The organism is Gilvimarinus sp. 1_MG-2023, assembly GCF_030548285.1.
In genome coordinates this window covers 1-351 of record NZ_JAUOSC010000429.1, presented here as the reverse complement: position 1 = coordinate 351, position 351 = coordinate 1, and the positions used below count along the sequence as shown (strand labels likewise).

Below are 351 nucleotides of genomic sequence, written 5' to 3'. Positions count from 1 at the left end.
AAGAATGGGTGCGTCATTTCAAGGCACCACGGCAGTCCACTTTTGTGTTGTATACCGGCGGTGAAAGTAGCTGGTTCAGTGTCGCTGAAACACGGCAAAATGTGATCACAGATGCCTTGAAACAACGGATCGGCTGCTGATCATGCTGGAGTTTTCGTCGATTCCGCTGGCATTTGTTGCCGGTATGCTCAGCATTCTTTCTCCTTGTGTCTGGCCACTATTGCCGATGACTGTCGGGGTTGCCCGTGCCAATGGCAAGATGGGCGTGCTGGCAATGGGAGCCGGGCTCAGTCTGGCGTTTGCGATTGCCGGTTCGCTGCTGACCTTTGTATTGGTCAGTCTGGGTCTGGA

Annotated in this window: 1 pseudogene; it reads left to right on the top strand. The window is 53.8% G+C overall.

Going from position 1 to position 351, the window contains the following annotated elements:
- Window positions 1-142 precede the first annotated feature (142 nt).
- Window positions 143-351: pseudogene (locus Q4563_RS17485) on the top strand (cytochrome c biogenesis CcdA family protein); the annotation flags it as partial.